Annotated in this window: 24 protein-coding genes; 12 read left to right on the plus strand and 12 right to left on the minus strand. The window is 65.4% G+C overall.

Features of this window, described 5'->3' with window-relative positions; all coding sequences use genetic code 11:
• The first annotated feature begins 260 nt into the window (after nt 1-260).
• The 6 genes from HOP58_RS10910 to HOP58_RS10935 all read left to right on the plus strand — a co-directional run bounded on the left by HOP58_RS10910 (nt 261) and on the right by HOP58_RS10935 (nt 4,882).
• Nucleotides 261-1,355 carry an ABC transporter permease gene (locus tag HOP58_RS10910; RefSeq protein ID WP_234260324.1) on the plus strand — a complete coding sequence of 365 codons (1,095 nt, stop codon included), beginning with the start codon at nt 261-263 and terminating at the stop codon, nt 1,353-1,355.
• Nucleotides 1,355-2,158 (plus strand): ATP-binding cassette domain-containing protein, encoded by an 804-nt coding sequence (locus HOP58_RS10915; RefSeq protein WP_234260285.1) that lies wholly within the window; start codon nt 1,355-1,357, stop codon nt 2,156-2,158. Before HOP58_RS10910 ends, HOP58_RS10915 begins: the two co-directional genes overlap by 1 nt.
• A complete protein-coding gene (locus tag HOP58_RS10920) occupies nt 2,158-3,096 on the plus strand; it encodes an MlaD family protein (RefSeq protein ID WP_010628515.1) in 939 nt (312 codons plus the stop codon). Before HOP58_RS10915 ends, HOP58_RS10920 begins: the two co-directional genes overlap by 1 nt.
• Complete coding sequence (locus HOP58_RS10925) at nt 3,093-3,713, plus strand: ABC-type transport auxiliary lipoprotein family protein (RefSeq protein WP_234260286.1); 621 nt, start codon at nt 3,093-3,095, stop codon at nt 3,711-3,713. The genes HOP58_RS10920 and HOP58_RS10925 overlap by 4 nt, the downstream gene beginning before the upstream one ends.
• Nucleotides 3,714-3,827: 114 nt before the next feature.
• Complete coding sequence (gene csiR, locus HOP58_RS10930) at nt 3,828-4,520, plus strand: DNA-binding transcriptional regulator CsiR (protein ID WP_010628513.1); 693 nt, start codon at nt 3,828-3,830, stop codon at nt 4,518-4,520.
• A gap of 140 nt (nt 4,521-4,660) precedes the next feature.
• Nucleotides 4,661-4,882 carry a hypothetical protein gene (locus tag HOP58_RS10935; protein ID WP_010628512.1) on the plus strand — a complete coding sequence of 74 codons (222 nt, stop codon included), beginning with the start codon at nt 4,661-4,663 and terminating at the stop codon, nt 4,880-4,882.
• Between the two features lie 21 nt (nt 4,883-4,903).
• Here the strand turns inward: HOP58_RS10935 and HOP58_RS10940 are convergent, their stop codons facing one another.
• Genes HOP58_RS10940 through HOP58_RS10950 form a run of 3 tightly spaced genes read right to left on the minus strand, consistent with a single transcriptional unit; the run spans nt 4,904 to nt 7,298 of the window.
• Nucleotides 4,904-5,842, minus strand: coding sequence for a biotin-dependent carboxyltransferase family protein (locus HOP58_RS10940; RefSeq protein ID WP_234260287.1), 939 nt, complete (start codon nt 5,840-5,842; stop codon nt 4,904-4,906).
• Nucleotides 5,839-6,543, minus strand: coding sequence for a 5-oxoprolinase subunit PxpB (gene pxpB / locus HOP58_RS10945; protein ID WP_234260288.1), 705 nt, complete (start codon nt 6,541-6,543; stop codon nt 5,839-5,841). The genes HOP58_RS10940 and pxpB overlap by 4 nt, the downstream gene beginning before the upstream one ends.
• A gap of 2 nt (nt 6,544-6,545) precedes the next feature.
• A complete protein-coding gene (locus HOP58_RS10950) occupies nt 6,546-7,298 on the minus strand; it encodes a 5-oxoprolinase subunit PxpA (protein WP_234260289.1) in 753 nt (250 codons plus the stop codon).
• A 360-nt stretch (nt 7,299-7,658) separates the two neighbouring features.
• Between HOP58_RS10950 and HOP58_RS10955 the strand changes: the two genes are divergently transcribed.
• The 5 genes from HOP58_RS10955 (at nt 7,659) to HOP58_RS10975 (ending at nt 12,068) form a co-directional block, all read left to right on the plus strand.
• Nucleotides 7,659-8,096: a VOC family protein gene (locus HOP58_RS10955; protein ID WP_234253988.1), complete on the plus strand. Its 438-nt coding sequence runs from the start codon at nt 7,659-7,661 to the stop codon at nt 8,094-8,096.
• 13 nt (nt 8,097-8,109) lie between these two features.
• A complete protein-coding gene (locus HOP58_RS10960) occupies nt 8,110-9,078 on the plus strand; it encodes a LysR family transcriptional regulator (RefSeq protein WP_234253987.1) in 969 nt (322 codons plus the stop codon).
• A 43-nt stretch (nt 9,079-9,121) separates the two neighbouring features.
• Nucleotides 9,122-10,105 (plus strand): TRAP transporter substrate-binding protein, encoded by a 984-nt coding sequence (locus HOP58_RS10965; protein ID WP_234253986.1) that lies wholly within the window; start codon nt 9,122-9,124, stop codon nt 10,103-10,105.
• Nucleotides 10,106-10,169: 64 nt separating this feature from the next.
• On the plus strand, nt 10,170-10,733 hold the full coding sequence (locus HOP58_RS10970) for a TRAP transporter small permease (RefSeq protein ID WP_234253985.1): 564 nt from the start codon (nt 10,170-10,172) through the stop codon (nt 10,731-10,733).
• 30 nt (nt 10,734-10,763) lie between these two features.
• Nucleotides 10,764-12,068 carry a TRAP transporter large permease subunit gene (locus HOP58_RS10975; protein WP_234253984.1) on the plus strand — a complete coding sequence of 435 codons (1,305 nt, stop codon included), beginning with the start codon at nt 10,764-10,766 and terminating at the stop codon, nt 12,066-12,068.
• 36 nt (nt 12,069-12,104) lie between these two features.
• On the opposite strand, the gene HOP58_RS10980 is transcribed toward HOP58_RS10975, so the two are convergent.
• The 8 genes from HOP58_RS10980 to HOP58_RS11015 form a co-directional block, all read right to left on the minus strand.
• A complete protein-coding gene (locus HOP58_RS10980) occupies nt 12,105-13,937 on the minus strand; it encodes a protein kinase (protein WP_234253983.1) in 1,833 nt (610 codons plus the stop codon).
• Between the two features lie 62 nt (nt 13,938-13,999).
• Nucleotides 14,000-15,697 carry a dihydrolipoyllysine-residue acetyltransferase gene (locus HOP58_RS10985; RefSeq protein WP_234260290.1) on the minus strand — a complete coding sequence of 566 codons (1,698 nt, stop codon included), beginning with the start codon at nt 15,695-15,697 and terminating at the stop codon, nt 14,000-14,002.
• Between the two features lie 27 nt (nt 15,698-15,724).
• Complete coding sequence (locus tag HOP58_RS10990; RefSeq protein WP_234253981.1) at nt 15,725-16,702, minus strand: transketolase C-terminal domain-containing protein; 978 nt, start codon at nt 16,700-16,702, stop codon at nt 15,725-15,727.
• A 1-nt stretch (nt 16,703) separates the two neighbouring features.
• On the minus strand, nt 16,704-17,927 hold the full coding sequence (locus tag HOP58_RS10995; protein WP_234253980.1) for a thiamine pyrophosphate-dependent dehydrogenase E1 component subunit alpha: 1,224 nt from the start codon (nt 17,925-17,927) through the stop codon (nt 16,704-16,706).
• Between the two features lie 289 nt (nt 17,928-18,216).
• Entirely contained in the window at nt 18,217-18,951 is a 735-nt protein-coding gene (locus HOP58_RS11000; RefSeq protein WP_010628492.1) for an ABC transporter permease, read from the minus strand.
• 14 nt (nt 18,952-18,965) lie between these two features.
• On the minus strand, nt 18,966-19,907 hold the full coding sequence (locus tag HOP58_RS11005; protein WP_234253979.1) for an ABC transporter ATP-binding protein: 942 nt from the start codon (nt 19,905-19,907) through the stop codon (nt 18,966-18,968).
• On the minus strand, nt 19,904-21,025 hold the full coding sequence (locus HOP58_RS11010) for an ABC transporter permease (protein WP_234260291.1): 1,122 nt from the start codon (nt 21,023-21,025) through the stop codon (nt 19,904-19,906). The genes HOP58_RS11005 and HOP58_RS11010 overlap by 4 nt, the downstream gene beginning before the upstream one ends.
• A gap of 48 nt (nt 21,026-21,073) precedes the next feature.
• Nucleotides 21,074-21,988 (minus strand): ABC transporter substrate-binding protein, encoded by a 915-nt coding sequence (locus HOP58_RS11015; RefSeq protein WP_234260292.1) that lies wholly within the window; start codon nt 21,986-21,988, stop codon nt 21,074-21,076.
• Between the two features lie 80 nt (nt 21,989-22,068).
• Between HOP58_RS11015 and HOP58_RS11020 the strand changes: the two genes are divergently transcribed.
• Nucleotides 22,069-23,061 (plus strand): DUF1853 family protein, encoded by a 993-nt coding sequence (locus HOP58_RS11020; protein ID WP_234260293.1) that lies wholly within the window; start codon nt 22,069-22,071, stop codon nt 23,059-23,061.
• Nucleotides 23,062-23,115: 54 nt separating this feature from the next.
• Here the strand turns inward: HOP58_RS11020 and cysS are convergent, their stop codons facing one another.
• The gene (gene cysS, locus HOP58_RS11025; RefSeq protein WP_234260294.1) at nt 23,116-24,522 is read right to left on the minus strand and encodes a cysteine--tRNA ligase; all 1,407 of its coding nucleotides are present in this window, start codon (nt 24,520-24,522) and stop codon (nt 23,116-23,118) included.
• Nucleotide 24,523 lies beyond the last annotated feature (1 nt).

The following is a 24,523-nucleotide window of genomic DNA, read 5'->3' on the forward strand; positions in this document are numbered from 1 at the left end:
GGCGAGCGAGATGTAGCGCACGGAGCACAGTACCGAGCGAAGCGACAAACAGCCGTAGGCTGGCCCCGAAGGGGCGAGAAGCCGCAGGCTTCGCGTCAACCGGAGCCTATGGGGTATAGGTGAGGATTCCGACGGTCCGACGCTTCGGCACCGCGCAACGCAGCGATACGCTCGCGCAGGCATTTATGCAGTGTTTCTAAGCCACCATTTCAGGGAGAGAAGCACCACTCACCATGCCCGACACCGCTTCCCGTCCCGGCATGCTGGAACAGCAGGCCCACCGCCTCAGCGCCGTGGGCGACTGGACCCTGCCGCACTATGCCAGGCTCAGGGACGCCGTGGCGCGGGTTCATGAGGCCGACTCGGTCGACCTGACCAAGCTCGGCGAGCTGGATACCTCAGGCGCTTCGCTGCTGGTCGACCTGCTGGGCCCCGACGCCGTGCTGGAGGTCGCTCAGTGGGCACCCGGCCTGCCCCCGGAGCGCCAGGCACTGCTCGAGGCAGTGGCCGAAGCCTCCCGCACCAGCCCGGTGCCACCGCCTGCGCCCCGGCCTGCCCCATTGGCGGCCTTGGCCAGCCTGGGGCAGATAGTCGAGCAGCTCGCCCGCCAGCAGCTTCAGTTGATCGCTTTCATCGGCCTGACCCTGAGCACGCTGCTGACCACGCTACTCACCCCCTGGCGCTGGCGCCTCACCTCGCTGGTGGCGCACGTACAGCAAACCGGACTCAACGCCATCCCCATCGTCGCCCTGCTCACCTTTCTGGTGGGCGCAGTGGTGGCTTTTCTGGGCGCCACGGTACTGCGCGACTTCGGTGCCACCATCTACACGGTGAACCTGGTCGCTTATGCCTTTCTGCGAGAATTCGGCGTGCTGCTCGCCGCCATCCTGCTGGCCGGCCGTACCGCCAGCGCCTTCACCGCCCAGATCGGTTCGATGAAGGCCAACGAAGAGCTCGACGCTCTGCGCGCCCAGGGGCTCGACCCCATGGAGTTGCTGGTGCTGCCTCGGGTACTCGCCATGACCATCAGCCTGCCGATCCTGACCCTGATCGGCATGCTCTGTGGCATGTTCGGCGGCGCGCTGGTGTGTGCCATGGCGCTCGACATCTCCTTTGCCCAATTCCTCGCCATCGTGCAGCGCGACATTCCCCTGGGTCACTTCCTAGTGGGAATCGCCAAGGCACCGCTGTTCGCCTTCGTGATCGCCGTGATCGGCTGTCTGGAAGGGTTCAAGGCCGAGGCCAGCGCCCAGTCGGTGGGCGAGCACACCACCTCGAGCGTGGTGCAATCGATCTTCATGGTGATCCTGCTCGATGCCCTGGCCGCGCTGTTCTTCATGGAGATGGGCTGGTGATGCGCGGTTCGGAACCCATCGTCGAGATTCGCGGCCTGGTCAACCGCTTCGGCCGGCATGTAGTGCACGATGGCCTCGATCTGGACATACGGCGCGGCGAGATACTTGGCGTGGTGGGTGGCTCCGGCACCGGCAAGTCGGTACTGCTGCGCAGCATCGTCGGCCTCAAGCGACCCGATGGCGGCTCCATCCGTGTCTTCGGCGAGGAGCTGCAGCGTCTGCCTTCCAGCCGCCGTGCCAGCATCGAACGTCGCTTTGGTGTGCTGTTCCAGCGCGGCGCCCTGTTCTCCTCGCTCAACCTTCAGGAGAACGTCGCCCTGCCGCTGATCGAGCATGCCGGCCTGTCGCGCGTTGATGCCGAACGCCTGGCGCGGGTCAAGCTGGCCCTGGCAGGGCTGCCTGCCGATGCTGCCCGACTCGACCCCGCGGCGCTCTCCGGCGGCATGATCAAGCGCGCCGCACTGGCTCGCGCTCTGGCCCTCGATCCGGAAGTGCTGTTCCTCGACGAGCCCACCGCCGGCCTCGACCCTATCGGCGCCGCCGCCTTCGACCGCCTGCTGGTGACCCTGCGCGATGCCCTGGGCTTCAGCGTCTTTCTGGTCACCCACGATCTCGATACGCTGTACTCGAGCTGCGACCGGGTCGCCGTCATCGCCCAAAAGCGCGTGCTGGTGGCCGATACACTGTCGGTGGTGGAAGCCACCGACGATCCCTGGATACGCGATTATTTTCACGGTCCGCGAGGCCGCGCGGCAAACAAGGCGGCGCAGCAATCCACATTATCAGAGGGGGAACGACGCTGATGGAAACCCGCGCGCACCATGTCGTGATCGGCCTGTTCGTCGTGCTGACAATCGTCGGCGGCGTGCTGTTCGCCCTGTGGCTCAACCAGAGTACTCGCGCCCAGGCTTTTACCCATTACGAAGTGCTGTTCAACCATGGTGTCAGCGGCCTGTCGGAGGGCAACGCCGTGGAATACAGCGGCGTCAGGGTCGGTGACGTCGTGGAACTGCGCCTCGACCCGGCCGACCCGCGCAACGTCATGGCCCTCATTCGCGTCGAGAGCCAGGTGCCGATTCGCCAGGACACCCGGGCGCGCCTGGCGCTGGCCAACATTACCGGCAGCATGTCGATCCAACTGCACGGCGGCACGCCCGAGAGCCCGCTGCTGATCGCCCGCGGCGAGCGACCGGCGCGTATCGTTGCCGATCAATCGCCGCTGGGCGCCCTGCTCAGCGACAGCGAAGAGCTGCTGGGCAACGTCAATCGCGTGCTGTCACGGCTGGAGGCGGTGCTGTCGGAAGACAATGTGGAAAGCGTGGAGCGAATCCTGGCCAACCTCGAGCGTACCACCTCCCAGCTTGCCGCCATCGGCGACGCCCCGGTTCGGCTCGCCGAGAGCATGGAGGAGGTCTCTCGGGAAGCCGCCCGCGCCCTGGCCGAATTCCGCTCCTTGGCCAGCCGCACCGGCGGCATGATGCAGGGTCAGGCCGAAGGCATCCTGATCGATACCCGCCAGCTCACGGCCAGCCTGTCCCGCACGGCCCAGAGTCTCGAGGAGCTGTTAGCCGACAACCAGGGGGCGCTCGAAAGCGGCATACGCGGCGTGCAGGGCCTGGGGCCGGCCACCATCGAGCTACGCAACACCCTCTCCTCTCTCAACCGCATCGTACGCCGCCTGGAGGAGAATCCTCGTAACTTCCTGCTGGGACGCGACCGCGTCGAGGAGTTCAGCCCATGAGGTATCGCCCGCGTTTGTCCTGGCTCGTCTGGTTGGCAGCGGCCCTGGCGCTCGGCGGCTGCCAATTCGTGCCGGAACGCACGCCGGTCGCCTTCTACGATCTGCCGGCCCAGCCACTGACAAACTCGCCTTCCTCGGCCGCCCCGGTGGACGCCACCCTGCGCCTGGCCACGCCGCGCGCCACCGGGCTGCTCGATGGCACGCGAATTCTCGTCGTGCCGCAGCCCAACCGCCCTCAGGTGTATGCCGGCGCACGCTGGGCCGATACCATGCCGTTAATGCTGCGCGACCGGCTGCTCGACGCCTTTCATGACGATGGCCGCCTGCCCGGTGTGGTGCACGAGGACAGCGGCGCCACCGCCGACGTGGAACTGCACAGCGACTTGCGCAACTTTCACAGCGAGTACCGCAGCGGTCATCCCGAAGCGGTCATTCGCCTCGACGTAAGGTTGATCGATGCCCGCACGCAACACCTGCTGGCCAGCCAGCGCTTTCTCCATTACCAGCGGGCCGACAGTGAATCCATCGACCATGTTGTCGATGCCTTCGGCACGGCCGCGGACCGCTTGGCTCAGGAGCTCGTCGACTGGAGCGTGATGGAAATGCGTGAGCGCTGACCCGCATGAAGAAAGCCGTCGCATGAAATGTAGACACTTGGTATGAATGTCGCGTGGTTACCGCCAACGGTGGCCTTTGGTTATCATGGGCGAAAAAGCAAGGAAACAGCGACAATGACGATGGATAGCTCGCCACGCCAGAACCTCGGGATCAGCGCCTACAGCTGGCTCAAACGCGACATCACACGAGGCGTCTTCCAGCCCGGCGAAAAGCTGCTGATGAGCCGGCTCAAGGAGCGCTATCAGTTGGGTATCGGTCCCCTGCGCGAAGCGCTGTCGCAGCTGGTCGCCGAGCGCTTGGTGGTCGCAATCAGCCAGCGCGGCTACCGGGTCGCGCCCATGTCGCTGGCCGAGCTCGCCGACATCTACGACGCTCGTGCCCAGTTGGAAGGGTTGATTCTGACTCTGGCCATCGAGCGCGGCGACGACGCCTGGGAGGCGGACATCCTGGCCAAGGCGCATACGCTGGCCAAGGTCATGGAAGTCAACAGCCCCGACGAAATGTTGGACGTATGGGATGCACGACACAAGGCATTCCACACCGCCATCGCCAGCGGCTGCCGTTCGCCGCATCTGCTGCAGGTGCGCGAGAGCCTGTTCGACCAGGTGGAGCGCTACCGCCATCTGTGGCTGCAGGAAACGGTCTTCTCGGAGCAGGCGCTGGAGCGCAAGCGTCAGGAGCACGCCGCCCTGGTCGAGGTGATCCTGGCCCGCGAGGCCACGCGCGCCGCCGAGATGATGCGCGAACACCTGATGACCCCGGTACCCATCATCACCCAGGTCATGGCCCGACGGGGCCTGGCCTGATACCGGCTCGGTCATTGCCCTGTCATGTCGTTGCGCGAGAATCGCAGGTGACAGGCCGCCGCCGGCGGTTTATGTTAAGGACATACCATCCAAGCACGGCCGGACCCAGCCTCGGCTGCCAAGGCCCGATGGAGCGCACCATGCCTCACCTTCTGCGGTTCTCACGTGACATCGAACTTCGCCTGGAGCGACTCTCCCAGAACACCGGCCAGAGTAAGGGAGCCTTGATCGAACGCTGCCTGGCCGTGGGCATGCACGACATGGAATCCCAACTGCTGCTGGAAGAAGCCATCAGCGCTCCTTCCGGCGCCGCCAGACCCTCTCTCGATCAGCTGCTGCGCGAAAGCGGCCTGGGTGCCTGATTTCCACTGGCCCTTCTCCGCTCAGCGGAAGGCCGCCAGACAGCGACGATGCGTGTGCAGCGCATGCTCGCGAGCGGTGGCCACCAGCCTGACTTCTTGTCCCGGCAAGCACTGGGCCAGCCGCGCCGCGGCAAGCGGCGTCAGCGCACCGAGACGCGGATATCCACCAATGGTCTGACGATCGTTGAGCAGCACGATCGGCTGGCCGTCGGGCGGCACCTGTACCGCGCCCAGCGGTATGCCCTCGGAAATCATGCCGCCCAGTTGGCAATGCAGTTTCGGCCCCACCAACCTGACCCCCATACGATCGGCACGATCGTCGACCCGCCAGGGCAGATTGAAGGCCTGAGAGAGGCTGGCACCGCTGAAATGGCCGATCTGGGCGCCGGGTACCAGCGCCAGCCAGTTTCCCGAAAGCACCATGTTGATTGTCGGGTCGAACGGCAGCCGACGGCCGGTGACGGCACGGCCGTTCCACGCCAGCTTGTCGCCGACCTGCAGCGTACGCCCATCGCCGTGCAGCCCGCCCAGTTGCTCCCGGGGCGTGGCGCTGCGACTTCCCAGCACCAGAGGGGCTTCGAGACCGCCGGGCACGGCCAGGTAGGCCCGCAAACCATTGCGCGGCTGACGGAAGACCAGGCGTTGGCCGGCCCGTATGGTGAACGTGGCGCCAGGCTTCAGGGCACGGTCATCGAGGTGGGTATCGAGATCGGCCCCCATCAGCGCCAGCGTCGAGTCCGCCACCGCTTCCAGCTCGAGACCGCCACCGATGACGATTTCCAGCGCTGCGGCATCCAGCGCATTGCCCAACAGCCAGTTGGCCCAGCGGAACGAGAACCAATCGGCAGCCCCGCCCTGAGTGACCCCCAGATGGCGCACCCCGAAGCGACCGTCGTCCACCAGCAGTGCCAGCGGACCGGCCTGTACGACACGTAACGAACCTTGACTGACGGAACTCATGACGCGCTCTCCAGCGCTGTCGTATCGCCACCCTGCCGCACGAACTCCTCGCGGCTGATGGACTTGAAGCGGACCCGGTCACCCGGCCTTAGCAGGGGCTCGCCGCGACGGGCGTGTTCGAAAAGCGGGAAAGCGGTACGCCCGAGAATGTTCCATCCGCCGGGCGAGGCCAGCGGGTAGATCGCGGTCTGGCGGTCGGCGATGCCCACACTGCCCGCGGCCACTCGACGCCTGGGCGTTTTCAGCCGCGGCGTGGCCAGCGCCTCTTCCACCAGCCCCATGAAGCTGTAGCCGGGGGCGAAGCCCAGGGCAAAGACGTAGTAGTCACGACCGCAGTGGCGGCGTACCACCTCGTCCACCGCGATGCCGGCTCGTTCGGCCACCCGGGGGAGCTCAGGTCCGACGCTGAGGTCGTACCAGACCGGCACTTCATGACATTGGCCCAGCTCGGCGTCGGCCGGCTCCAGGCGTTCGAGCACGCGCCGAATTCGCCCGATGGCCTCGTCATGGGATACCCGCAGTGCATCGTAGTGCAGCATGAGCGTGGTGTAGGAGGGTACCAGGTCGATGAGCTCGGCGCCGAAGGCATCGCGCAGGGCGCGATCGGCCGCCACGATCCAGCCCATGTTGGCCTCGTCGATGGTGTCGAACAGACGCACCATGAGCACGTCCATGGCCGTCAACTCGATCTGCACGGACATCGTCACGCCCGTTCCAGCTCGTGGAAGGACTCGCGTATCGCTCGAACGGCGGCTACCGACTCAGGATTGTCGCCATGCACGCAGAGCGTATCGCAAGGCAGCTGCAGAGGCGTACCGTCGATGGCCGCCAACGGCTCGCCACGAGCCAGGCGCACGGCCTGGGCAACGATGGTTGCCTGGTCATGGTGCACCGCCCCCGGCAAACGGCGTGAGACGAGATGCCCGCCGGCATCGTAGGCGCGATCGGCAAAGGTCTCGAACCAGATGGTGATCCCCATCTCCGCCGCCAAGCGCCGGCTGGGCTCCGGATCGGCGGTCGCCATCAACATCAGCGGTAGGCTGGGATCGTAGCTGGTCACGGCGCGCATCACGGCCCTCAGCAGCTCGGGGTCCCGTGCCATGTCGTTGTACAGCGCACCGTGCGGCTTGACGTAGCGAATGGTCGTCCCCTCCGCCTGACAGATGCCGGCCAGCGCACCGATCTGATACAGCACCAGATCCTCGACTTCGGCAGGAGAACAGGTCATGGAGCGGCGCCCGAACCCCATCAGGTCGGGATAGGCCGGATGAGCGCCGACCCTGACGCCATGCTCCACCGCCAGCCGCACCGTATGGCGCATCACATGGGGGTCAGAGGCGTGGAAGCCGCAGGCGATATTGGCGCAGTCCACATAGGGCATGACCTCGCCGTCCAGCCCCAGCGTGTAGTTACCGAAGCTCTCTCCCATATCGCAATTGAGCAGTGGCACGGCCATTGGCGACTCCTGTTTTGCGCTGTATTGAACTGTTCTTGTGATGATCGACACTATATGAAGCGCACTTTTTCAATGCCAATCGTTTTTCACGATACTCAATATCGGCGTCTCCTATCATATTGTTATTCTGTGGAAAAATGGTTGACGCCATGTCGCTTCGCGATTATCAATGAAACGAAGCAAGCCAATATAACGCCAATAAAGGGAGCGCTGAACAAATCGACGAGCGGGATGAAACGCAAGGCGCACGGAGCACAGGAACCGGAGCCTATGGGGTATAGGTGAGGATTCCGAGCACCGCGCAACGCAGCGATTCGCTCGCGCAGGCATTTGTACAGTGTTTCCTTAAGGAGTAATCCGATGTCAGTAAAAGACCCCTTCCATCTGGCCATACAGGTACATGACATCGAAGAGGCTCGACGCTTCTACGGCGACTTCCTCGGCTGCCCTGAGGGCCGCTCGTCAGAGAGCTGGGTCGATTTCGACCTCTATGGTCACCAGTTCGTCTGTCATCTCAACCCGGCCCTGAAGGAGAACCCGGTCTCCAGCCACAAGAATCCGGTAGACGGGCATGGGGTGCCGGTTCCCCACTTCGGCGTGGTACTGGAGATGGATGCCTGGGAAGCCCTGGCGCAGAAGCTGCGCGAGCATGGCGTGGCATTCGAGATCGAACCCTACATCCGCTTCAAGGGCGAGCCGGGGGAACAGGCCACCATGTTCTTCTACGACCCTTCCGGCAATGCCTTGGAGTTCAAGGCGTTCAAGAATCGCGAAGAACAGCTGTTCAAGAAGTCCTGAGCCGGATTCGACGATGCTCGATTTCAAGGAGCTGGAGGCGTTCGTCTGGGCGGTGAGGCTAGGCTCCTTCCGCAAGGCGGCAATGCGCCTGCATCTGACCCAGCCGTCGATTTCCGAGCGTATCTCGCGTCTGGAAAGCAGCGTGGGCGAGGTGCTGCTGGAACGTTCGGCCAGACCGATCCAGCCCACCATGCGCGGGCGCGAGTTCTTCGTTCACGCCGAGCGTCTTCTGCAGCAGCGTGACGAGGCGATGAAGCTGTTCGAGGACGAGGAGAACTATTCCGCCCCTCTGCGCCTCGGCGCCATCGAGACCATCGCGCACAGCTGGCTGCCGGACTTCATGCGCTGCCTGACACAGCGCTACCCGCAGCTGACCATCGAGCTGAGCGTCGATTACTCGCCGGCGCTCAACCGCCGGCTGGCCAAGAACGACCTGGACATCCTGCTGGCGATGAACGGCTACCTGGAGCCGGAGCGCATCGACCAGGTGCCGCTGAGCCCTTACGAGATGGGCATGTTCGTCTCACCCGACCATGTCGAGACGATCGCGGCACACGGTAGCGAGTGGCTTGGCTGCCTGCCCTTCATCTCCTTCGGCAAACGAGCTAGACCCTATGAGGAGCTGGTGGAGTACCTGGACCGCCAGGGCGTGGCGGAGCCCCGTATCCACAGCGTGAGCACGCTGATGACCATCGTGCGCATGACCACGGAAGGGCTCGGCATCGGCGCGCTCCCCGTCGCCACCGTGCTCGACGAATGGCGCCAGGGTCAGCTCTATCGGGTCGAGCTGCCGCAGGCCCTGCCGGACATGCATTACGACGTGATCTGGCGGATGGGCAGCCATCCCCGGTTCTGCCGCAGCGTGGGGCTGCTGGCACAGCAATGTGCCAAGCGCTATGCGGAGTCACGCGACACCGACATGACAACGAGCGATTTCTCCGGCCGCTGGGTGAGGCCGATACGACCCGCAACTCACCCATAGGCGCTCTGACGCCACCCACACAACTCCAACTAGAGAGACCAAAATGAACAAGATCCTGTCCCGCTCCGTGCTGATTGCCGCTGCCTGCGGCCTCTCCACCGCGGCTAACGCCGCGCAATGGACCATGGCCACTCCCTACGGCGATGCCAGCTTCCATACCAAGAACGTGAAGCAGTTCGCCGAGGACGTGGCGGAAGCCACCGGTGGCGAACTGACCATCAACGTCCACAGCGGCGGCTCGCTGGTGGCCCACGGTGAGATCAAGCCTTCGGTACGCCGCGGCACCATCGAGGCCGGGGAGATCTTTCTCTCCACCCTCTCCAATGAGGATCCCATCTTCGAGGTCGATACCCTGCCGGGGGTGGCCGGAAGCTACGAGGAAGCCTACGAACTGTGGCAGGCCACCAAGCCGCTGATCACCGAACTGTTCGCCAATCAGGGCATGATGCCGCTCTACGCCGTATCCTGGCCGGCCCAGGGCATCTATACCGACTTCGAACTCAACGATGCCGAGCAGTTCGAGGGTCTGCGGGTCCGTGCCCCCAACATCAACACCCAGCGCTTCGTCGACTACCTGGGCGGCAACCCCACCGAAACCGAGGAGTCGGACATTCCCACGGCCTTCAGCACCGGCCGGGTGGACGCCATGATCACTTCGAGCTCCACCGGCAACTCGATGACCGCCTGGGATTACGTCTCCCACTACACCGACGCCAACCTGTGGCTGCCGAAGAACATCGTGTTCATCAATCAGCGCGCCTTCGACCGCCTGGATGAAGCCACTCAGGAAGCGCTGCTCGAAGCGGCGGCACGGGCCGAGGAGCGCGGCTGGCAGATGAGCCGTGACGACAACCAGGCCAGCCTCGAGGCGTTGCAGGAGAACGGCATCACCGTCTCCGAGCCGAACGAGGAGGTAGCGGAAGCTCTGCAGGCGGCCGGCAACCAGCTCTTCTCAGCCTGGGAGAATCGCGCCGGCGAGCAGGCCCAGCAGGTACTCGAGGAGTACCAGCAGCAGCGCCAGGATTGAGCCCGACCCCAGGCGTGGCGGCTTGCCGCCACGCCCCCTTCAAGCTCGCCTCGAGGTTAGCGTCATGACCTTCAAGTTCAATGCCCTCTACCGTCTGGGCGCCTGGGGCGCGGCCGCCTGCATGGTGACCATCTGCGCCCTGATCGCGCTGCAGGTCTCGTTTCGTCTGATCGACGCCCTGCTCGTGCTGATCGGCATGCGGCGTCTGGGGCTCAGCATCACCGGCGTCTCGGAGATCGCCTCCTATCTGCTCGTGGGGGCGACCTTCCTGGGCCTCGCCTACACCTTCGTGCATCACGCTCATATCCGCGTCACGCTGCTGATTTCACGGCTGCCATCGGCTATCAGGGCCTGGTTCGAGGTCTTCTGTCTGCTGGTCGCGCTGGCCATCAGCCTGCTGCTCGGCTACGGCCTGGTGGAGCTTGCCCGGGAGAGCCGAATGTTCAACGACGTCTCCTCCGGCTTCCTGTCGATTCCGCTGTGGATTCCCCAGACGGTGCTGGCCACCGGCGTGGCACTGCTCTGCCTGGCCCTGGCAGAGGCGTTGGTGACGACCCTACGTATCGCCATTCGCGAGCCGAGTCGCTTCCGCGAAGCGACAGCCACCGACGACAGTGAAATTCACTGAGCCGCACTCAACCACACGGAGACACGTCACGTGCTGATACTCAGCCTGGCTACGATAATGACGCTGGCCGTCCTGCTCGGCAGCGGGGTGTGGATCGCCTTTGCCCTGATCGGCACCGCCTGGGTTGCGCTGGCCTTCTTCAGCCCCTTCGCACCGGGTCCAATTCTCGCCTCCGATTTCTGGGGCGCCAGCTACGGCTGGGACCTGACCGCCCTGCCGATGTTCATCTGGATGGGCGAGATACTGTTTCGCTCCGGCCTTGCCGACAACATGTTCCGCGGCCTCTCCCCCTGGCTCAACCGCATGCCCGGCCGTCTGCTGCATACCAACATCATAGGTAGCGGCATGTTCGCCGCCGTCTGCGGCTCCTCGGCGGCCACCTGCGCCACGGTGGGCAAGATGACCCTGCCGGAGCTGGAGCGCCGCGGCTACGACAGCAACATGGCCATTGGCACCCTGGCCAGCGCCTCGACGCTGGGGCTGCTGATTCCTCCCTCCATCGTGCTGATCGTCTATGGCGTGGTCACCGAGCAGTCGATCTCGCGACTTTTTATGGCCGGTATCGGCCCGGGCCTGATGATCCTCGCCCTGTTCATGACCTACCTGATCATATGGTCACTGGTGAGCGGCAATCGCAAGGGGCTCACCGGCGCCGACGAGTCGTCCATGCCGCTGGGCCAGAAGCTGCGTCAGACCCTTGAGCTGCTGCCCATCCTGCTGCTGATCGGTGGCATCATCGTGTCGATCTACGGCGGACTCGCCTCGCCCACCGAGGCCGCGGCCGTCGGCGTAGTGCTGTCGATGGTCATCGCGCGCTGGAACGGCAGCTTCAACGTCAGGATCTTCAGCGACTCGCTGTTCGCCGCCATTCGCACCGCCTGCATGATCGCCTTCATCATCGCCGGCGCCTCGTTCCTGACCTCGGCCATGGGCTTCACCCAGGTGCCGATGCAGTTGGCGCGCACCATCGGCGAAATGGGCCTTTCACCGACCATGCTGCTGGTGGCTCTGACGCTGCTGCTGCTGGTGATGGGCTGCTTCCTCGACGGCATCTCGCTGATCCTGCTGGTGACCGCCATCATCATGCCGCTGGTGAGCGCCGCCGGTTTCGATCTGATCTGGTTCGGCATCTACCTGGTGATCGTGGTGGAGATGTCGCAGATCACACCGCCGGTGGGCTTCAACCTGTTCGTGATCCAGGGCCTCACGGGCAAGGACATCCTCACCATCACCAAGGCTACGCTGCCGTTCTTCCTGCTGATGATGCTGTCCATCGCCCTGATGCATCTGTTCCCGGAAATCGCCCTCTACCTGCCACAGAGCATGAGCCGCTAAGGAGCGCCCGGCGCTATTTAGGAGAAGCGCCCGGTCCTATGGGTGCCGGGCGCCTTCCTCACGTGGATTGCGCGGATAGTAGCGCTCCGGCTGACGCTCCACGTGGGCGAAGAATCGCGTGTCCTTGTAGGGCATCTTCATGAAACCCGACACCCCCAGCCCCTCGATCAGCCCCACCGCATCGAGAATGTCTTCGAGGCGCTCGCGAAACTCCTCCTCACGGGATGGATCGAGCAGGCGGTAGTAGCTGTGGATCTTGAGATGCTGCGGCAGCGCTTCGAAGATGATCATGCCGGTGTGGTGGATGTCGTTGAGCGCTTCCAGCGAGGTGATGATTGGCTCCGGCAGCACCAGAAACTCCTCGGGATCGGGCCCATCCTCGAAGTAGCTATGCAGTCGGCTGCGGTCTTCCAGCTCGGGCACGGCGCTGACCTCGTAGCGCAGCTGCATGCCGGGCTCGATGACGAAAGGATGCGACGGGCTCGCGCGGTCGAGGTGCAGGGTATCGCGGGCGTTGAACAGGCAGCTCTTGAAGATGCCCTGGCGGTAGATGGCACGAGCCAGATTGACCATGTTGTTCACCGCCGCCACGAAGGCCGGCTTGAGCGAGGAGTCGTGCAGGTTGAGCGAGGTATCGATGTAGACGCCATCGGCTTCCCAGCGCACGGCCAGCCCGCCCACCACCGGATACTTGCCCAGCCGGCTCACCGCGGCGAGAAAGGCCTTTTCGGTCTCGCCCATGCCCTGCATGAAGTTCTTGTAGTAACGGTCGAGCTGGACGTCGTTGACGTCGTTGAGCGTTTCCGCCCCGCCCTCCTCGCGCAGGAACGCCTTGCGCGAGCTGTAGACCACGGTGTCGATCTCCCGCGTCATGGGTCGCACCCAGGTCGGCACCAGCGGGGCTTCGGGCGCCCCGGGCAGGTCGATCATCACCACCCGGGCCAGGCGCGGCATTTCGCGGATGAAGTGATCGCCCGCGCGCAGACGGACCCGTGGATCCGGATCGAGCATGCCATCGAGCATGCGAGCGAACTCCATGGGCAGCCCCAGCGAGGTCGCGGGAATGGCGCGATGGCCGAAGCGACACGACTGCGCCGAGGCCAGCGCATAGAGGGTGCCGGCCGTGCCCTGCTCGTCGAAGCGCGGCGACGACAGCGCGCCGTTGAGCTGCTCTTCGCCGATGAAGTAGACGTCGCCCAGCCGCGCGTTGGTCTGCTGCAGGTTGTCCGACATCAGCTCCATGACGTTGGCCGCCACGAACTGCTGGTTGGCATCGAGCTGGGCGAACACCGACGAGCCCCAATCGATCAGCGCGACCTCCTCACGGCGGGCATCGAAGACCAGGTTGGAGGGCTTGATGTCGCCGTGCACCAGGGGGCGCCCCGCCGGGCCGGTTTCACGCCGCAGGCTGCGCAGGATGTCGGCGAGCTGATCGGCAATGCGCACCACCAGGCGCGGCGAAAGACGCCCCTGACGCAGCGACACCTCCTCCAGGTTGAGCCCGGGAGCGCGCTGCATCACCAGGATCGACTGGTTGCGCACGCGCTGAAAGGCGATCAGCCGAGGCACCCGGGGATGATCGACCTGCTCCAGCATGAACGCCTCTTCCTCGAGGCGATCCTGCACCTGCTGGGGCAGGTTGACCCGGGTGAACTTGAACACGTACTCCTCGCCGTGGGCCGTGATACCGGCGAAGACGAAGCCGTAGGCGCCCTTGCCGATCAGCGCGATGTCACGGTAGCCCAGCTGTTCGAGCTGGGCCTGACACAGCGCCACCCACGCCTTGAGCTTGCGCGCATCGTCGTGGCTGAGCAGATAGATCGACTGCTCTTCCGGGATGTAGAACTGCTGCAGCGCTGCCTGAGACATGGGTGTCCGCCTGTGCTGGGAGCCGTCACCGGATGATCCATTCCGAGACGGCTCGCGTCCGGCTAGCCGAGATGCAGCAGCATGGTTTCCGGGCTTTCGAGGTAGCCTCTCCAGGCATTGCAGAAGCGCGCGATGGTGCCGCCGTCGATCACCCGGTGATCCCCCGCCCAGGTGACGGTCATGATCGCCCGTTTCACCACCTCGCCGCGCTCATCGAAACGCGGCAGCCACTGGCTCTTGCCGATGGCGACGATGGCCAGCTCCGGCACGTTGATGATCGGTGCCGCGTAGGTGCCACCGAAGGCGCCGATATTGGAGATGCTGATGGTGCCGCCCTTGAGATCCTCCTGGGCCACGCGCCCTTCCCGGGCCGCTGCGGTCAGCCGCTGGATCTCTTGCGCCACTTCGAGCACGCTGCGCTGCTCCACCCGCTTGACGTTGGGTACGATCAGCCCCGCCTTGCTGTCCACCGCCATGCCCACGTTCACCTCCGGCAGGTAGTGGATCTCGCTGACCTCGGGGTTGAGCCGCGCATTGAGGATCGGCTCCTCACGTACCGCCAGCGCCAACGCCTTCATGAAGAAAGGCATCAGCGTCAGGCGCACCTGCTGCGCCTCGGCCACGGGCTTGAGCCGCTCGCGCAGGGCCAGCAGTTCGGTGACGTCGATCTCCTCGCCGTAGTGGAAATGCGGAACGGTGCTGGCCGACTCGACCATACGCCGCGCCATCACCGCGCGCACGCCGCGAATCGGCTCGACGCGAACCTCGCCGGCGTCACGCCGTGACGGTTGGGCGCTAGACGCCGTTTCGGCCTGCGGCGCGGGGCTGGCCGCTCCAGCGGCAGGGTCCTCTCCCTGCTGCTGCGGGCCCTGCTGTTGAGAGCTCTGCTGTTGAGAACCCTGCTCGAGAAAGCGCAGCACGTCTTCCTTCAACACGCGGCCGTCCTTGCCCGAACCGGCAACGGCTTCGAGATCCAGGCCGTGTTCGCGTACCAGACGTCGCACCGCGGGGCTCGCCGGAATGCGCCCGTAGGGGCCGCGACCGCCGCTTGCCACCGGCGCGACCCTGTTCTGCGACACCCTATTCTGCGCCTCCTGGGGCGCGGTGGGCGACGACTGGCTGACGTCGGGCCTCGCTTCGCCCGGCTCGGCATGCGCCGGTACGTAGGCGTACAACGGCGCATGCACCTTGGCGATGTCGCCCTTGGTCACGTGGAGCTTGGTCACCGTGCCGGCTTCGGGAGCGGTGATCTCCACCAGCGCCTTGTCGGTCATCACGTCGACCAACGGTTGATCCTCGGCGATCTCCTCGCCCTCGCTCACCCGCCACTCCACCACTTCGCACTCGACGATGCCCTCGCCGATGTCGGGCAGAATGAAATCCTTGGCGGCGACACTGGCAGCGCCGGCATGTGCAGCGGAAGGTGCGGTGGAAAGTGCAGGCGGTGGCGCTTCCGCCGCCGGGCTTGCCACTTCGTCCTCTTCCCGTGCGGCAGGTCGCGGCGGTGTCTCGAACTCCACTTCCCCCGTGGCCTCATAGGCGAACAGCGGAGCGTGCACCTTGGCGATGTCGCCCTTGGCCACGTACAGCCGGGTCACGCGACCCGCCTCGGGAGCGGTGATCTCGACCAGCGCCTTGTCGGTCATTACCTCGACCACCGGCTGGTCCTCGGCGATCTCGTCGCCCTCGTTCACCCGCCATTCGACCACTTCGCACTCCACGATACCTTCGCCGATATCGGGCAGCATGAAATCGCTCATCGTTCTCTCCTGTCCTGATATCGGGCGTCAGAACGCCACGGATGCCTTGATCGCTTCGAAGATCTTGAGGTGATCGGGCAGGTACTCCTTCTCCAGCGTCAGCGGGAAAGGCGTGTCCAGGCCCGTCACCCGTTCGATGGGCGACTCCAGGTACAGGAAGCAGCGCTCCTGGATGGTGGCGGCGATCTCGCCGGCAAAGCCACCGGTGCGCGGTGCCTCGTGGGTAATCACCAGCCGGCCGGTCTTGAGCACCGACTCCACCACGGTGTCCTCGTCCCAGGGCAGGATGCTGCGCAGGTCGATAACCTCGCAGGAGATGCCCTCCTTCTCGGCCAGCTCCACGGCGCGGTCGATCACCTCCATCTGCGCGCCCCAGCCAAGCACGGTGATGTCGCTGCCCTCCTTGGTCACTTCGGCCTCGCCGATGGGCAGTTGGTAATCCTCCTCTGGCACCTCGCCCACCGCGGCACGGTAGAGACGCTTGGGTTCGAAGAAGATCACCGGGTCCGGGTCGCGAATGGCCGAGAGCAGCAGCCCCTTGGCCTGATAGGGATTGCGCGGCACCACGACCTTGAGGCCGGGAGTATGGGCGAAATAGGCTTCCGGCGACTGCGAATGGTAGAGACCGCCGGAAATGCCACCGCCGTATGGCGTGCGGATGGTCAGGCCGCCGACGTTGAACAGATCGCCCGAGCGGAAGCGAAACTTGGCAGTCTCGTTGACGATCTGGTCGAAGGCCGGAAAGATGTAGTCGGCGAACTGGATCTCGGCCACCGGCACCGAACCCTGGGCCGCCAGGCCGTTGGCGAAGCCGATGATGCCCTGCTCTACCAGCGGCGTGTTGAAGCAGCGGGCGCGGCCGTATTTCTCCTGCAGGTTGCTGGTAGCGCGAAAGACCCCGCCGAATACGCCCACGTCCTCGCCGAAGCAGAGCACCTTCTCGTCTTCGGCCATGGCGATGTCCAGCGCGTTGTTGATCGCCTGAAGCATGTTCATTCTGGGCATCTCAGGCTCCTCCCTGCTCGTCGCCGGTTTTGTGGTCGCCACCCGGCCTGACGTCGGGGTCGAGCGAGCGGGCGCCCTTGGGGTAGGCCTCGGGGTGCTTGCGGATGTGCGTCTTGAGGGCATCGAGCTGACGCTGCAGCGCCGGCGTGACGTCGGCGTAGACGTCGGTCACCAGACTTTCAAGCGGCGGCGGCGGACGCTTCTCGGCACGCTTCATGGTTTCGAGCACCTCGCGACGCAGGCTCTCCTGATGCTCCTTTTCCTCCTCTTCGCTCCACCAGCCGCAGTCGATCAACCAGCGCTGCATGCGCAGGATGGGATCCTTCTCGCGCCAGGCCTCCTCCTCCTTGCGTGAACGATAGCCCGAAGGGTCGTCGGATGAGGAATGAGCCGCCAGACGGTAGGTCATGGCCTCGATCAGCACCGGCTGATTCTGCTCCACGGCGATCTTGCGCGCCTCCTGGGTGGCGCGGTACACCGCCAGCACGTCGTTGCCGTCGACACGAATCACGTGCATGCGGTAACCGAAGGCCCGCGGCGCGATACCGTCGGCGGCAAACTGCTCGCTGGCCGGCGTCGAGATGGCGTAGCCGTTGTTACGGCAGAAGAAGATCACGGGCACCTTGTGCACCGAAGCCATGTTCAGCGCGGCGTGGAAATCCCCCTCCGAGGCCGCTCCTTCGCCAAAGAAAGTGATCGTGCAGTGGCCCTCGCCGGCCAGCTTCTGACCGTAGGCGTAGCCGGTGGCCTGAGGAATCTGGGTGGCCAGCGGCGACGAGATCGTCATGTAGTGCAGCTTGCGTGAGCCGTAGTGGATCGGCATCTGCCGGCCCTTGCCGTAGTCGAGCTCGTTGCCGAACAGCTGGTTCATGAACTCGTCGTAGCTGAAACCGCGATAGACCAGTGCGCCCTGCTCGCGGTACTGGGCCATGATCATGTCGGCATCGTCGAGCGCTGCGGTGGCGCCGATCACCGCCGCCTCCTCCCCGGTGCACTGCATGTAGAAGGAGAGCCGGCCCTGGCGCTGCGCCGCCATCATGCGCTCGTCGAGCACGCGGGTGACGAGCATGGCGCGATAGATCTTGAGCGCCTTTTCTCGCTCCAGCTGCGGCGCCTCGGCGCCTTCGCACAGGGAGCCGTCCTGCTGCAGCAGTCGAAAGGTGGGGATGTGGAATTCGTCGCCGGTCATGAAGCTCGGCGTGTGGACATCGTATGTTGTTGTCATCTTCCTGGTCCTTGGGTAATGGCAGGAGGAGTGCCGCCCCTCGTGAGGGCAGTGTTGACTCTAATGTAGCCGTCTGCCAGAGGGTCTCTCCAGCAGATCGCCAACGCTGGAAAAGTTGACGTTAACGTAAGATGAATCTAAACGCACCTATTTTGCTATACAAGCCGCCTCTCTACGACGAATGCACTATCGCAATAGCCCGTCATAGCCGAACACTCCGTGAGTACGCCGGCGGCCAAGATATCGGCCTGAGCGCAGAGGCCCGTGCCTAACGTGTATCAGCTGCTCTCTAGGCACGCCGCTGCAAACGCTCGAACAGACTGTCCACGGCCAGCGCCAACAGACCGATCAGCACCGCCCCCTGGACGATGTAAGCGGTATTGCCGTTGACGATGCCGGAGATGATCGGGTCGCCCAGATTGCTCGCCCCGACGGTGGTTCCCAGCGCCGCGGTGGCGATATTGATGGTCACCGAAGTGCGGATACCGGCAAGTATGAAGGGCGCGGCCAACGGTAGCTCCACCTGGCGCAGCACCTGCCACGGAGTCATGCCCATGGCGCGGGCCGCTTCATGCACCTGCGGGTCGACGCTGTCGATTCCGGCCAGGGTGTTGCGCACGATGGGTAGCAACCCATACAGCAGCAGCGCAACGATGATGGGTAGCGTGCCGAAACCCAGCGCAGGCACCGCGAGCGCCAGGACGGCCACGGGGGGAAAGGTCTGGCCGATGGAGGCAAGCTGTGACACCAGCGGCAGGAAGTCCCTGCCGAACTCGCGGGTGACTGCCACGGCGGCGGCGACCCCAACGATCACCGCCAGCAACGAGGCGATGCCCACCACCAGCACGTGCTGTCCCAGCAGGGTGAGAAAATCGGCGCGGCGATAGATCACCTGACGCAGGTCGGGCTCGATCAGACGAAACAGCCACTCGAGCTGCCCCATGCCCAGGGTCAGCACCAACAGCACGGTCAGCCACACGATGGGCGACAACCACCGCTGCAGAGCCGGGACCTGCGTCGCCATCGACGTAGCCGACCTCATGGCACCTTGGCTCCGAGCAGGCGGCGCAGCGACAGCTCACCGATGGGAATGTCCTCTTCATCGACCACCGTCAGCCGATCGACCCGGTGCCAAAGCATGACCGACAGCGCCTGGCTCAATGAAGCGCCGTAGGGAATCCGCTCGCTGGCCAGCAGCCGCGGCCCCAGCGGCAACATGTGTTCGCTGACCTGGATCAGCGCCGCCTCCTTCAGGCCGCGGTCCATGCCGCCCAGCAGCGACTCGACGAAGGGATTGGCCGGCTCGCGCAGCAGATCGACGGGTGAGCCCTGCTGCACTATCCGTCCCTGGTGCATCACCACCAGCCTGTCGGCCAGCGCCAGCGCCTCGTCCATGTCGTGGGTGACGAAGACCACCGTCTTGTGCAGGCGCGCCTGCAGCTCGCGCATCTCGCCCTGCAGAGTGGCCCGGGTGATGGGGTCCAGGGCGCCGAAGGGCTCGTCCATCAGCAGGATGTCCGGATCGGCGGCCAGGGCACGGGCCACGCCGACACGCTGCGCCTGGCCGCCGGAGAGCTGACGGGGGTACTTGTCGGCGAACTCCGCCACGGGCAGGCCCAGCAGCTGCATCAGCTCTTCCACCCTGTCGCGCACCTTGCTCTTGGGCCACTTCAGCAGGCGCGGCACCAGACCGATGTTGCGCGCCACCGTCCAGTGGGGAAACAGCCCGGTACTCTGGATGACATAGCCGATGCGACGGCGCAGAACGACCTCGTCGAAAGCGCGGACCGGCTGGCCATCCAGATGAATTTCGCCGCCGTCGTGCTCGATCAGACGGTTGATCATGCGCAGGGTGGTCGACTTGCCGCAACCCGAGGTACCCACCAGCGCACACAGTTCACCCCTCTCGACACGCAGCGAGATGGCATCCACGGCGGTCTCGTCGCCGAAGCGCTTGGTCACGTCGAACAACTCGATCATGCAGCCCCTCCCGGGCGAAGACGTTCACTCAAGGCGCCGAGCAAGGCATCGGCGATCAGGGCCAGGCCGATGATGGGCAAGGCGCCGAGCAATACCATGTCCATGGCCGCCTGCCCCAGCCCCTGGAAAATGAAGGTGCCGAGCCCGCCGGCACCGATCAGCGCCGCCACCGCCGTCAGGCCGATGGCCTGGACGGTGGTGATACGTATGCCCTCCAGCACCACCGGCAGCGCCAACGGCAGGCGCACCTGCAGGAACACCTGACGTCGGGCCATGCCCATGCCACGGGCGGACTCGATCACCGCCGGGTCCACCTCTTCGAGGGCGACGAAGATGTTGCGCACCATCGGCAGCAGGCTATAGCCCAGCAGCGCCAGGAAGGCCGGCGCCCAGCCGATTCCGCTGACCCCCAGCCCACCCAGCCAATCGACACGCGAGCCGAGCCAGGCAAGCGGGGCCAGCAGCAGGCCGAACAGAGCCAGGCTGGGAATGGTCTGGAGAAAATTGAGCACGCCGAAGCCGACACGGCGCACGCCGGTGTGACGGCGCATGGCCAGCACCAATAGAGACGCCATCACCAGGCTGGCCCCCACCGCCGCCCCGACCAGCACGAGGTGGATTCGAACGGCGCTGGCGAACTGGTCGCTGCGGGCGTGGTATTCACGCAGCAGTGCCAGCGGTTCCAGCCACAGCGAGAGCGCCAGCCACCAGCCGAGCAGCATCGGTACCAGCAGCATCCAGCCCAGCGCCCGCGACATGCCGAGCCGGGTGCGCAGCTCGATCAGCACCAGCAGCAGCAGGAAGATCAGCAGCCACAGCGCGCTGCCGATGCCCACGCGCGCCTGGGGCATCTCCGGGTCCACCAGCACCGCCGTCGCCGCCGAGAGCCACAGCGGCAGCAGCGCCAACAGGGCCATCACCACGCCCAGAGAGAGCGTCAGCCCCTTGCGGTGAGGCCGCCAGGCCAATACCACCACGGCGAGCATGGGCACGGCCATCAGCATCGCCGGCCAGCCCCCCATGACCTCCAGCGCGGCGTAGGGAGTGCCCGGCACGATACGGTTGGGCGCGACACTAACTGCGTCCAGCGTCAGCCAGGCCACTGTCGCAGCCAGCATCAGGCTCGCCAGAACCCAGTTGGGAGATTGTCTGGCCTCGCCCACGCCTCAGTCCTGCAGCTCGGCCAGATACTCCTCGGCGACCTGGCGCGGGTCGAGCCCCTCCACCGCCACCTTGGCATTGAGCTCCTGCAGGATTTCCAGATCGAGTGACTCGAACAACGGCTCGAGCAGCTCGGCGATCTGCGGATAGGCATCGAGCACCTCTTCGCGTACCACCGGCGCCGGCTGATACACCGGCTGAACACCGAGCGTATCCTCCAGCACCACCAGGTCGAGCGCATTGAGCCCGCCGTCGGTGCCGTAGGTCATGGCGGCATTCACCCCGCTGGTCTGCTGGGCGGCAGCACGCATGGTGGCGGCGGTATTGCCGCCGGAGAGCACCAGCAGCTGATCGCCGCTCAGCTCGAAGCCATAGGCCTGCTGAAACGCCGGCAGCGCCTGTTCGGACTCGACGAATTCGGCGCTGGCGGCGAACTTGAACTCACCGCCGCCGTCGAGATATTCGGCCAGATCCTCGAGCGTCTCGAGGCCGTGCTCCCGGGCCAGATCGCCGCGCACACTCATGGCCCAGGTATTGTTGGCCTGGGCCGGCGTCAGCCACACCAGACCGTTCTCGGCGTCGCGTTCGCGCACCGTCTCGAAGGCGCTCCCGGCATCGTGCCAGACATCGCTGTCGGTCATGTCGAAGAAGAAGGCCCCGTTGCCGGTGTACTCGGGGTAGAGGTCGATCTCACCGTTCAACAACGCCTGGCGGACGATGCTGGTGGCCCCGAGCTGCAGCCTGTCCTCAGTGGGGACGCCGCCCTGCTCCAGGCGCTGAATGATCAGCTGCCCCAGCACCGAGCCTTCGGTATCGATCTTGGAAGATACCGTGACTGGATCACCGGCATGTACGCCAGCGGCGAAGAGCAGGGAGCCGGCCGTCACGGCCGCCACAGACAAGTAGCGTTTCATGATCATCACCATCCTATGGGTATGTCGGTAGAGTATAAGGCGTGTACAGTTTGACTGTCAGACCCGTTCTCAACGCGGAGCTCCCTATGGATGCCGACGGTACCGCCCTACTCGCCCGTTGCCATCACCCTCTGGTACGCGATCTGGCCTGGATCGTCCTGGCGCCAGACCTGATCGCCATGCCCTGGCCCGGACGTCCAACCCGCGCCGACTTCGGCCTCGAACAGGATGAGCGTCTGTGGGCCTACCTCGACGAGCTGGAGGCCAACCCCGAGGGGCTGGAGCGCCGGGCAGGCAGTACCGTCGACGGCCGCATGGGGCACTATCACGAGCGCCTGTGGCAATTCCTGCTCGACACCGCACCGGGCACTCGCCTGCTCGCCAGCAACCTTAGGATTCACCAGGGCAAACGCACCCTGGGCGAGCTCGACCTGCTCTATCGCCGCCGCCACGACCCCACTTTCATCCACCTCGAAGTGGCCATCAAGTTCTACCTGGGCCTGCCGCAAGGGCCCGGGCCGAGCGACGATCAGGCGCGCTGGATCGGCCCCGGCGGCGCCGACAGCCTGGCCACCAAGCGGGAGCATCTGGACCGCCATCAATTGCGCCTGACCGAGCACGCCGAAGCCCGCCTGGCCATCCAGCAGCATACCCAGCCTCGCGACATCGGCCCCGCGCAGGCAGAGACGATCAGACGCCAACTGGCGATGCCCGGAGTGCTGTTCTACCCCTGGCAGCGGTCGCTGCCGGCACCGCACGAGGCAACGGCCGAACACCTGCGCGGAGAGTGGCTCCACTGGCGCGACTGGCCGCGGCTGCGCGACGGCCTGAGGGGAGACACCCGCGCCGCCTGGCTGGTCAAGCCGCACTGGCTGGCTCTGCCGCGAGATAAAGCCTTTCTGCCGTTGCGCGACGTCGAGGCGCGCCTGGCGCAGCACTTCTCACGGCCCGCCTCGCCGATGCAGATTGCGCTGATGGAACCGGCGCCCCCGGCGCTGAAGCACCGCCGGCTCTTCGTCGTGGACGACAGCTGGCCACTGCAGATACCGCTGCCGCCCTACCCGCGCACGCCTCTCTGAAACGACAACGCCCGGCCAAGGGCCGGGCGCTAGGTACCGCAGGTGAGAGGCCCGCTACTCGTCGGGCCGCTCGAAGACCCAGCTCGTTCCCTCGCGGGAATCCTTGAGCACGATGCCGAGTGTGGCGAGCTCGTCGCGAATGGCATCGGCCGCAGCAAAGTCTCTGGCCTGCTTGGCCGCGGCCCGCTGGGCGATACGCGCCTCGATCTCCGCCTCGGTCAGCGGCAGCGCCGCCTGGTTGCCCTTGAGGAAGGCCTGCGGCGATTGTTCGAACAGCCCCAGCACGCCACCCAGGCGACGCAGCTCGGCGGCCAGTGCCGGCGCCTCTCCGGGCGATTCCTTCTTGGCACGGTTCAGCTCGCGCACCAGTTCGAACAGCACCGACAGCGCTTCCGGGGTGTTGAAGTCGTCGTCCATGGCGGCGGTGAAACGCTCGGCGAAGCGGCCATCGCTCACGCCAGACGCATCGGCGCCGCCGAGAGCCTCCATCCCCTCGAGCGCGGTGTAGAAGCGCTCCAGCGACTTGCGCGCCTCACCCAGCGACTCGGGGGCGTAGTTGATCGGGCTGCGGTAGTGGCTGGCCACCAGCAGGTAGCGCACCACTTCCGGGTCGTGGACCTCGAGCACCTCGCGGATGGTGAAGAAATTGCCCAGCGACTTGGACATCTTCTCCTGATTCACCCGCACCGCCCCGGCGTGCATCCAGGTGTTCACGTAAGGCTTGCCGGTGGCGGCCTCGCTCTGGGCGATCTCGTTCTCGTGGTGCGGGAAGGTCAGGTCCGGGCCGCCGCCGTGGATGTCGAAGGTATCCCCCAGGCAGCAGGTAGACATCGCCGAGCACTCGATGTGCCAGCCGGGCCGCCCCTCGCCCCAGGGCGAAGGCCAGCTCGCCTCGCCCGGCTTGGCGGCCTTCCACAGCACGAAGTCGAGGGGGTCCTCCTTGTGCTCGTCGACATCGACCCGGGCGCCAGCGCGCATCTCGTCGAGATTGCGGTTGTTGAGCTTGCCGTAGCCCTCGAACTTGCGCACCCGGTAGTAGACGTCGCCGTTGCCGGCCGGATAGGCGTAGCCCTTGTCGATGAGGGTCTCGACCATGGCGATGATCTCGCTCACGTGGCCGGTGGCCCGCGGCTCGCGGTCCGGTCGCAGCACGCCGAGGCGCGCCTCGTCCTCGTGCATGGCGGCGATCATGCGCTCGGTGAGTGAGGCGATGGTCTCGCCGTTCTCGTCGGCCCGCTTGAGGATCTTGTCGTCGATGTCGGTGATGTTGCGCACGTAGGTGACGTCGAAGTCGCGCCAGCGCAGATAGCGTGTGACCACGTCGAACGCCACCATCACCCGGGCGTGGCCCAGGTGGCAGTAGTCGTACACGGTCATGCCGCAGACGTACATGCGCACCTTGCCCGGCTCGATCGGGGTGAATGGCTCCTTGCGGCGGGTCAGCGTGTTGTAGATCTGCATG

The organism is Halomonas sp. MCCC 1A11062 (assembly GCF_021404355.1).
In the GTDB taxonomy this organism is placed as follows: Bacteria; Pseudomonadota; Gammaproteobacteria; order Pseudomonadales; family Halomonadaceae; genus Halomonas; species Halomonas aerodenitrificans.

Coding starts and splice junctions, on each gene's coding strand:
- csiR (WP_010628513.1), top strand. CDS start 3,828: ATGACGATGGATAGCTCGCCACGCCAGAACCTCGGGATCAGCGCCTAC.
- HOP58_RS10980 (WP_234253983.1), bottom strand. CDS start 13,937: ATGTCTCAGGCAGCGCTGCAGCAGTTCTACATCCCGGAAGAGCAGTCG.
- HOP58_RS10925 (WP_234260286.1), top strand. CDS start 3,093: ATGAGGTATCGCCCGCGTTTGTCCTGGCTCGTCTGGTTGGCAGCGGCC.
- HOP58_RS10915 (WP_234260285.1), top strand. CDS start 1,355: ATGCGCGGTTCGGAACCCATCGTCGAGATTCGCGGCCTGGTCAACCGC.
- pxpB (WP_234260288.1), bottom strand. CDS start 6,543: ATGTCCGTGCAGATCGAGTTGACGGCCATGGACGTGCTCATGGTGCGT.
- HOP58_RS10950 (WP_234260289.1), bottom strand. CDS start 7,298: ATGGCCGTGCCACTGCTCAATTGCGATATGGGAGAGAGCTTCGGTAAC.
- HOP58_RS11010 (WP_234260291.1), bottom strand. CDS start 21,025: ATGCTGGCTGCGACAGTGGCCTGGCTGACGCTGGACGCAGTTAGTGTC.
- HOP58_RS10955 (WP_234253988.1), top strand. CDS start 7,659: ATGTCAGTAAAAGACCCCTTCCATCTGGCCATACAGGTACATGACATC.
- HOP58_RS10985 (WP_234260290.1), bottom strand. CDS start 15,697: ATGAGCGATTTCATGCTGCCCGATATCGGCGAAGGTATCGTGGAGTGC.
- HOP58_RS11015 (WP_234260292.1), bottom strand. CDS start 21,988: ATGATCATGAAACGCTACTTGTCTGTGGCGGCCGTGACGGCCGGCTCC.
- HOP58_RS10960 (WP_234253987.1), top strand. CDS start 8,110: ATGCTCGATTTCAAGGAGCTGGAGGCGTTCGTCTGGGCGGTGAGGCTA.
- HOP58_RS10990 (WP_234253981.1), bottom strand. CDS start 16,702: ATGCCCAGAATGAACATGCTTCAGGCGATCAACAACGCGCTGGACATC.
- HOP58_RS11000 (WP_010628492.1), bottom strand. CDS start 18,951: ATGGCGACGCAGGTCCCGGCTCTGCAGCGGTGGTTGTCGCCCATCGTG.
- HOP58_RS10970 (WP_234253985.1), top strand. CDS start 10,170: ATGACCTTCAAGTTCAATGCCCTCTACCGTCTGGGCGCCTGGGGCGCG.
- HOP58_RS10935 (WP_010628512.1), top strand. CDS start 4,661: ATGCCTCACCTTCTGCGGTTCTCACGTGACATCGAACTTCGCCTGGAG.
- HOP58_RS10910 (WP_234260324.1), top strand. CDS start 261: ATGCTGGAACAGCAGGCCCACCGCCTCAGCGCCGTGGGCGACTGGACC.
- HOP58_RS10965 (WP_234253986.1), top strand. CDS start 9,122: ATGAACAAGATCCTGTCCCGCTCCGTGCTGATTGCCGCTGCCTGCGGC.
- HOP58_RS10995 (WP_234253980.1), bottom strand. CDS start 17,927: ATGACAACAACATACGATGTCCACACGCCGAGCTTCATGACCGGCGAC.
- HOP58_RS10920 (WP_010628515.1), top strand. CDS start 2,158: ATGGAAACCCGCGCGCACCATGTCGTGATCGGCCTGTTCGTCGTGCTG.
- HOP58_RS11005 (WP_234253979.1), bottom strand. CDS start 19,907: ATGATCGAGTTGTTCGACGTGACCAAGCGCTTCGGCGACGAGACCGCC.
- HOP58_RS10940 (WP_234260287.1), bottom strand. CDS start 5,842: ATGAGTTCCGTCAGTCAAGGTTCGTTACGTGTCGTACAGGCCGGTCCG.
- cysS (WP_234260294.1), bottom strand. CDS start 24,522: ATGCAGATCTACAACACGCTGACCCGCCGCAAGGAGCCATTCACCCCG.
- HOP58_RS11020 (WP_234260293.1), top strand. CDS start 22,069: ATGGATGCCGACGGTACCGCCCTACTCGCCCGTTGCCATCACCCTCTG.